This is a genomic window from Alkaliphilus serpentinus (assembly GCF_009017255.1).
Lineage (GTDB): Bacteria > Bacillota > Clostridia > Peptostreptococcales > Natronincolaceae > Alkaliphilus_D > Alkaliphilus_D serpentinus.
The window spans coordinates 26,809-34,562 of sequence record NZ_WBZB01000035.1 but is presented as its reverse complement, the minus strand read 5'-3'; the positions used below and the strand labels follow the sequence as shown (position 1 = coordinate 34,562).

Annotated in this window: 8 protein-coding genes; 1 reads left to right on the top strand and 7 read right to left on the bottom strand. The window is 35.8% G+C overall.

Features of this window, described 5'->3' with window-relative positions; all coding sequences use genetic code 11:
• Positions 1 to 375: 375 nt before the first annotated feature.
• The 7 genes from F8153_RS09865 to F8153_RS09835 form a co-directional block, all read right to left on the bottom strand.
• Positions 376 to 1,284, bottom strand: a complete 909-nt coding sequence (locus F8153_RS09865) for a bifunctional enoyl-CoA hydratase/phosphate acetyltransferase (protein WP_151866200.1) — start codon at positions 1,282 to 1,284, stop codon at positions 376 to 378.
• Between the two features lie 165 nt (positions 1,285 to 1,449).
• Positions 1,450 to 2,592: a tetratricopeptide repeat protein gene (locus tag F8153_RS09860; protein ID WP_151866199.1), complete on the bottom strand. Its 1,143-nt coding sequence runs from the start codon at positions 2,590 to 2,592 to the stop codon at positions 1,450 to 1,452.
• Between the two features lie 19 nt (positions 2,593 to 2,611).
• Positions 2,612 to 3,097 carry a GNAT family N-acetyltransferase gene (locus F8153_RS09855; RefSeq protein WP_151866198.1) on the bottom strand — a complete coding sequence of 162 codons (486 nt, stop codon included), beginning with the start codon at positions 3,095 to 3,097 and terminating at the stop codon, positions 2,612 to 2,614.
• A gap of 19 nt (positions 3,098 to 3,116) precedes the next feature.
• Positions 3,117 to 3,671 carry a flavin reductase family protein gene (locus F8153_RS09850; RefSeq protein ID WP_151866197.1) on the bottom strand — a complete coding sequence of 185 codons (555 nt, stop codon included), beginning with the start codon at positions 3,669 to 3,671 and terminating at the stop codon, positions 3,117 to 3,119.
• A 17-nt stretch (positions 3,672 to 3,688) separates the two neighbouring features.
• Complete coding sequence (locus F8153_RS09845) at positions 3,689 to 4,435, bottom strand: hypothetical protein (protein ID WP_151866196.1); 747 nt, start codon at positions 4,433 to 4,435, stop codon at positions 3,689 to 3,691.
• A gap of 24 nt (positions 4,436 to 4,459) precedes the next feature.
• The gene (locus F8153_RS09840) at positions 4,460 to 6,229 is read right to left on the bottom strand and encodes a B12-binding domain-containing radical SAM protein (protein WP_151866195.1); all 1,770 of its coding nucleotides are present in this window, start codon (positions 6,227 to 6,229) and stop codon (positions 4,460 to 4,462) included.
• Between the two features lie 16 nt (positions 6,230 to 6,245).
• Positions 6,246 to 6,995: a GNAT family N-acetyltransferase gene (locus tag F8153_RS09835; RefSeq protein ID WP_151866194.1), complete on the bottom strand. Its 750-nt coding sequence runs from the start codon at positions 6,993 to 6,995 to the stop codon at positions 6,246 to 6,248.
• Positions 6,996 to 7,119: 124 nt separating this feature from the next.
• Here F8153_RS09835 and F8153_RS09830 point away from each other — a divergent pair, with 124 nt between their 5' ends.
• Positions 7,120 to 7,743 (top strand): hypothetical protein, encoded by a 624-nt coding sequence (locus F8153_RS09830; RefSeq protein WP_151866193.1) that lies wholly within the window; start codon positions 7,120 to 7,122, stop codon positions 7,741 to 7,743.
• The last annotated feature ends 11 nt before the right edge of the window (positions 7,744 to 7,754 follow it).

Below are 7,754 nucleotides of genomic sequence, written 5' to 3'. Positions count from 1 at the left end.
GAAGTTACTTTTTCATTTCACCCAATTAATAATATCCCTTCATACGAGTAGATGAGATTTAAGGGTCTGATTAAGAATTAAAATCTCAACATCTTTTTTAGTCTGCCATCTATTCGATTAAAATATACTTTAGAATAAAAGCATTTATTTCTGATATTACATCGATGATACTTTTTTACATCAAACCTTCAGTTCCTATAAAAAATATAGTCTTCGTCGCAGTCCTAAAAAGTATGAGTATTAACAAGGGGTTATACCCAATACCCTATAGCTTTTACTCATATACAAACTTGATAAGTGTTCTATTGAAGAAACAAAAATGAGAAGGATTCAAGCTTCCTCCTCATTTCTATATATTTGACTTATTTAGAATACCTATTTGTTGGCTGCCACAACACTTCCTAAGGCGATTGAATAAAGTTTTGTCTCAGCTGTATCAGCCCTTGAAACCAATACTACAGGAGCCTTTGCTCCCATGATAATACCCGCTGATTTTCCGTGGGCCATATAGGTAAGGGCTTTACCTACACCATTTCCAACCTCGATGGTTGGAACTAAGATTATATCTGCCTCACCTGCCACAGAGCTCTTGTAGCCCTTAATTTCTGCGGCTTCCTTCGAAACTGCTAAATCAAAGGCTATAGGTCCCTCAACCATAACTCCATCTCCAAAGGCACCCTCTCCTGCAAGATTCTTTAATTCTGCACCATCAACAGTTGATGGCATCTTTTCACTTACTTTTTCCTTAGCGGCTAAACAAGCTACTTTAACCTCTTTATTTCCTAATGCCTTGGCAGATAATACGGCATTCATTAAAATACCCTTTTTTTCTTCAAGGCTTGGTTGAATATTCATACCCCCATCTGTTAAGAACAACAGCTTATGGTATGCCTCTAGCTCATAAACCATTACATGGCTTAAAAGTCTATCGGTTCTTAGTCCAACCTCCTTATCCAACACTGCTTTCAATAGAATTGAAGTATCAATAATACCCTTCATTACAAAATCTGCAGCTCCCGAGGATACCAAGGATACTGCCTTTAAAGCAGCCTCCATTAGGTCAGCTTTATTAATAACTTCAAACTTTGATAAATCCATACTGATTTCTTTTGCAATAGTTTTTATTTCTTCTTCATCACCCACTAGTATTCCTTCAATAATCCCTAGCTCTTGGGCTTCCTTAACAGCCATCAAAACATCATGATCTTGAGCAGCAGCAACAGCAAGCTTCATCTTCATTTGTGTTTTTGCCTGTTTGATTAACTCAGCTAAATTCTTAATCAATCTAATCACCTCATATTTTAAATTATTTTTAGTATTTAAAATTTTTTAGTAAACATTGTTATATTCTATAAAAATTGATAATTTCCTTCAAGAATTTTTAAACTCATTTATATCTTTCACTGCCTTGAACTATTTACTAATAGTTATTGGCTAGTTCTTCACCAATTATTTATTATCAGCCTCTATCCTAGCCATCAAGTTGTCATATACATGCTTAGCTATCGCATCCTCTGAATTTAAATCTAAGGACTTTTCTATGGCTTCCCTTGCAGCTTGGTAGTCGCCTGCTTGTATATGGGCTATTGCCAGGTTGCATAATATCTCAGAATTCTCTCCTCCCAATTCAAGGGCTAATTCAAAATAATCTACTGCATCCATATTGTTTCCTAAGGCTGCATGACATAATCCTACTTCCACTAAAGTATCCAACTGATTATGTTTTAATTCCAATACTTCTATAAATTGTTCTAGTGCACTATCATAGTCTCCCAATTGACGGTAGCCTAGGCCTATAAAGAATCTTAGATTCCACCATTTCGGATATTGTTCTAATAATCCCTCCAATAAGGGCAATCCCCTTTGGGCTTCACAAGATAAGATCGCTTCATAGCCTTCTTCGTAAAGGGCTAGATCCTTTATTTCACCCAAAAGTAAAATCATATGATCCTTTAAAAGCTCTTCATCGGAAACTTCAAGAAGCCTCTCCGCCATGAGCTCGGCTTTTACGTATTTCTTTTGAGTTTTATATATGTAGGCTAAATTATAATAAATAAGGGCTTCATTAACTCCTCGATTTAGGAGCTCTTCTAAAATGTTTTTCCCTTCACTAATAAAGCTACGATATTGTTTTTCATAACCCTTATCCTTAAGCTTACCTTCACCATAGTTTACAAGGGTGATTCCATAGCTTAATAGACCTCTATTATTGGATGGATTGATGGTGATTAACGCCTTTAAGAATATAATTTCTTCTAGGGTTCCTTGGCCGAATAGAGTTGATTGATAGAATATATATTCTTCTATTGAAGGATTGGCAGCCCTTAAAAACTTAATGTATTCCTCTTTATATTTAAAGCTGGAATCTATCCCTAAAGTAAAAATCATCCCCTTAATTATAGAAGTGATTTTAATTTCATCACCCTTCCCTGCCTTTATGCTGGCTGCAAGCTCCTCTGTAAGGACGGGTACATCTAAGCCCTCACCAGGGAGGCTATAGCCCTTTATGCCTAAATTTGCATCTCCTTTAATTGTTAGAAAGGATAGCTCTTGGGTTTTATCCTTTAAATAAGCTTCAATTTTTGATAGCATGTGAACCTCCTGGGTTATATTATAATTCCTTATGGAAAATTAGATCATCCACATAATAGCCCTTATCCTCTTTATAATGGTGCTTATATACATTTCCGGAAAGGGTGAAGCCGCATTTTAAAACTGTATTTATTGAGGGTATATTATCACTGTAGATATAGGCCCTAACCAGCTGTATACCTTCATTTTTCAGTTGATCTAAACAATATCTAGTAAAGCTGCTGGCCATATGCTTACCTCTAAACTCTGGATCTACAGCTATGGTTAAAAACCCACTATGGTTTTTATAGCTTTCTCCTCGCATACATCTAAAAACTGCCCCCAGTTTGCCATTGCTTTTAGCCACATATAGATAATATGATGGATTATTAAACCACTCTCTCATCGCTTCTTCATCTAACACCTCTGCAAAGGACACCTCCGCCCTTTCCTCCTTCAGCTTTGCAAATAGCTTTACAGCCGCAGGTATATCACCAACCTGCATTTTTTCAAATACTATATCCATATAAATCCCCCCAATGCCGTTATTTTAGGCTGTAGCCTGCAGTTCCAATAACCTCACCAAGGCCCACATATTTGCCTTTAATATAAACAAAGAAGTCCTCAGGCTTTAACTCAACAGAATTATTTTCAACCATCTTTTCATCAACCTGTACATTTACGATTTCAGCCACGAACATATGATGGGAGCCCAGCTCTAATACCTCCTGAACTTTACACTCTAGATTGATAGGGCATTCCTTGATAATAGGGGATTTAATCCTTTCTGAAGCAGCAGCGGTAAGCTTTAACTCTTTAAACTTATCAACCTCTCTTCCAGACTTCACTCCGCAGAAATCATTTTCCCTTGCAAGCTTAATATCAGGGATATTTACAACAAAATCCATATTCTCTTTGATGAATTTATAAGAGTATCGCTCAGGACGTACAGATATGGATAGCATTGGTGGATCTGATGCTATGATACCAGTCCATGAAATGGTTATAATATTTTTCTCACCATCTACGTCGCCACAGGATACCATTACACTTGGTAGAGGATACATCAAGGTTTGTGGATTTATGCTTTTTTTATTCATTATTTCTCCTCCTGTTTTTAAAATCTCCTCATAAACATTCTTTTTCTTCTATTACTGGTGCTTAGCAAATCAAATAGGTAACCTCTATAGATCATCAGGAAGGTAAACCAAATTTGACCTATGAGATAAAAAACAATCACAATAGGATTGGTAAAGGCTCTAATGGGAACATACATAAATAGCATAGCTACTATGAAGTTTCTTAGAAAAAGATACAATACACCGATAAGAAGGGCATTGGGTATGAGCCATTCAATCCAATTATCCTTAATAAAGCTAATGGAATAGCTAAGGGAATCCAAAGGTCCATAATGCTTTTGATAAATTGTTTCTGGAAGGGGGTTTAGCAATACCAATATGAGAAAATAATATATGAGAGCAATGGCTGTTGGGCTTAGAGCTCTACCGATAATTGGCAAAATCAATAGATTGATACCCATTGATGCTACGTAAGCAATAAATAAAATCCCCCAAACCTTACGAAGGTAGACCCCAAATCCATATTTAAAATCCTGTAGCGTCACCCGATCTTTGGTTATAATACAATTCATTACATATAGGTAGCTGGATATAAGGGCGCTGTTGACGATTATCTGAATTAGACCGCCCAGAATCCAGAAGTAGGGTAAAATAGCCAGCATGATTAAATTGGCAAGCATATAAAAGAGCCCTAAAAATATTACTGTCCAGTTTTTCATTAGACTCTTTACAGTCTTCTTTGCAACATTACTATTGGTGTAGAAAAGGTCCTTCAAAATTTCCATTAGATCACCGCCAATCGATATTTTTTATTCCATATTTAAGAAGGCTATATTAAAATATTTTGAATCGTTTAAAGCCTTACTTTCCATCTGATAATCAAATAATAAAATGGTTTTCTCTTCATTTATGGTCTTTAATAAACTAGGATTAACCTCAAGGGCTAAAACATCATAATTAAATACTTCGAAATGTACTCGTTTAATAATTTGCTTAGCTGGTTGATTGATGTATTCAGGAAGATATTCTAATAGATTAGCCTCTTTTTGTAAAAACTCATGGCACTTATTTTTAAAATCCTCCTCTTGATGTCTGGTGAAGAAAGGTGGTAGAGTAGTAGTCTTCGTATTCTTTAGGTAATCCAGCTTAAGAACCTCTTTAAAAACCTCAGCCCTTCCGTGGCCTTCTTCTATATAGAAATCTAATAATATGTTATATAACTGATTCTTACCATTTGCCTGGTGATGGTAGCCTTGCCCCTCCCAGTATCTCCATAGCCTTTGAAAGAAGTTAAAGGAGTTGGAGTAAAAGTTGTTCATTAAAAGCTCTATTGAGGCTTTAAACAGGCCCGAGTTCCAGTAGGTTTCAACCATCTCTTCTGCACCCTTTAGCTGAATGATTTCACCATAGCTCATATAATCATTTTGTAAAACCTCATAGGGAGGTTGACTATTAAACCTATACCCAAAGGATTCTTGATTAATTCTCAATCCTGAACCCTTAAGGAGTTTTAAAAAACCTACTTGAAGCTTTTCTGGTCGCAGCTCAAAAACATCATTAAAGGATTTTCTAAAGGAATAATAATCTTCATAGGGAAGCCCCACTATCAAATCCAAATGTTGATGGATATTTTTAAAGGATGAGATTTTCGTAACAGCAGCCTTCAACAAATCAAAGTTGGTCTTTCTGTCTATAGCCCTTAAGGTGTCCTCATTGGTGCTTTGTACCCCTATCTCAAATTGAAACAATCCTATGGGTGCCCTTTTCAAAAGCTCCAGCATCTCGTCATCAATTAAATCAGCTGCTACCTCAAAATGAAAATTGGTTACACCATTGTGATTATCCAGTAGAAATTGAAGAATCTCCTTGGTATTTTTCTTATTGGCATTAAAGGTTCTATCAACAAACTTCACCTGCTTCACTCTTTGACTCATAAAAAAGGATAATTCCTTCTTTACCCTCTCAACTGGTAGATAGTTGACCCCACTAAAGGTAGAGGATAAACAGTACTGACAGTTAAAGGGGCAACCCCTTGAGCTCTCATAATAGATAATTTTGTCCTCACTCAGCTCTTCATCCTGATAGGGAAAGGGCAATTCCTCCATAGAAACAAAGGCACAGGCCTTCTTTGAAGCATGAATCTTCCCTCTAGCTCTAAAAACAATGTCATCAACCACGGTGATATCACTAAAATCCTCTAGGGCTTTCAATAGGCTTTTAAAACTTCCCTCTCCTTCACCCACCACTATAAAATCTATACAATCATGATCCTTCATCAATTCTTCTGTCTCAAAGGATACCTCAGGCCCACCTAAAATAATTATGGTGTCGGGCAATACCTTTTTAATATTACTACAGAGCTCTAATACCATTTGTATATTCCAAATATAACATGAAAAGCACAGGATTTCAGGATTTCTTTTGTATATTTCTGCCAATATATACTCCTGATGATGATTAATGGTGAATTCCAGCATCTCTACATCTGAGAAATCACTTTCTATGGTTTTTTTTAAGTAGCGTATAGCCAAATTTGTATGGATGTATTTAGCATTTAACGCAGTTAATAGAATCCTCAATTCTATTCCTCTTTTCTTATTTTCGTTTTAAACCAAACCATCTAATATGGCCCCAGTTGATCATTCCACTTTTTTCTGCCAAGCCCATAGATGCAGTATTCCCCCAAATGATATGTACATATGGAGTATATCCCTTCTGAATCACTTTATATATTAAATCTTGGGTTATTTTTTCTGCCAAACCCTTTTTTCGGCATTCCTTTAGGGTATACATCACCCCCATGGAGTAATCTTCCCTTACCAAGGCCCATGAAACTGGTTCTCCCCCATCATTTCGAATCACCGACGAGGGTCTATTTAATATACACTCCAACAAATATTCCCTTGAGCCTTCACCCTTATAGGTATAATGTTGATTTACAATATCAACATCCTCCTCCTTGAGGGAAGGTAAGGTTTCATCTGCTATAAATTCTTTAACTTTGTCCTCAGGCAAGTAATACAGGTGGCAATCCTCTTCCCAGTTCATTTCATAATCTGTTAAATAGTTTTCCACAAGACTTGCCATTTTCACTGGTATACCACAAAAATCAATCATGTCATCCTTTTGAATATGATCTAGTAGCCCCTTAATTACTTCTTCATTCCTACTATAGGGAGCTAAAAACTCTTCATCCTTCAGGATAAAGCCCTGAGGATTTTCTAGGTTATCTACATAAATATCAACATTTCTATTACTTGCCATTCTCCCAATTACATTTAAATTGGCAAAGGGATCTTCCCTTAATAGATTTTCGATTGCAACCAAATTCTTTACTTTATGCATTAATACCCCTCCCGTTGGAAATTCATATACATTATAACATAGTTTGATTAGAATTTGCAGTTTGGTAATGATAATATGGTATAATAGCTTTTGAAAGGTAAAATTTCAAAGAAAAGGTGATTTTATGAAGCGGTTTGTAATCATCCTACTAACCCTATTATTATCCTTTGTAGTTATTTCCGTTACACTCTTGTATTCTCCATTACCAGCTCCTGAAATATCTACAGAAATTGTCTATGATGTTGATTACTTTATTAATAAAATTTCCAGTGATAATCTTCAGCTTTTTGAAAAAAATAAATATGTGATAACCGAGGAAGAATTAAATGGCTACATACATCAGCATTTTACAGAAATAGCTCTTAATCAATCACCCAATAGTTTTTCATTAGAAGCAATTGACCTAAGGTTAAATGAAGATGAGATCCTACTCTTGATTTATGGTAAGTATTCTATTCTACCTGTAAAACTTCAGGTTACTTTAGTTCCCTTTCATAACAAAGAGGCCAATACTTTAGCCATGGTGGTAGCTGACGTAAAGATTTCTAGATTAAAGCTACCTCCCACTGTAGTAAAGAGGATCTTAAAGGAAGAATACTTAACAGAGGGATATTTAATTCCCTTAGAAGGACCAGAAAATATCATCATAAATCACATCCAGTTTGGATATAAGGCCATCAGTATATATTATAGCATTGATAAAGCAGGGGTTATGGAAAGCTTATTGAAATCTTTGTTTGGAAAATAGGCAACAGGATC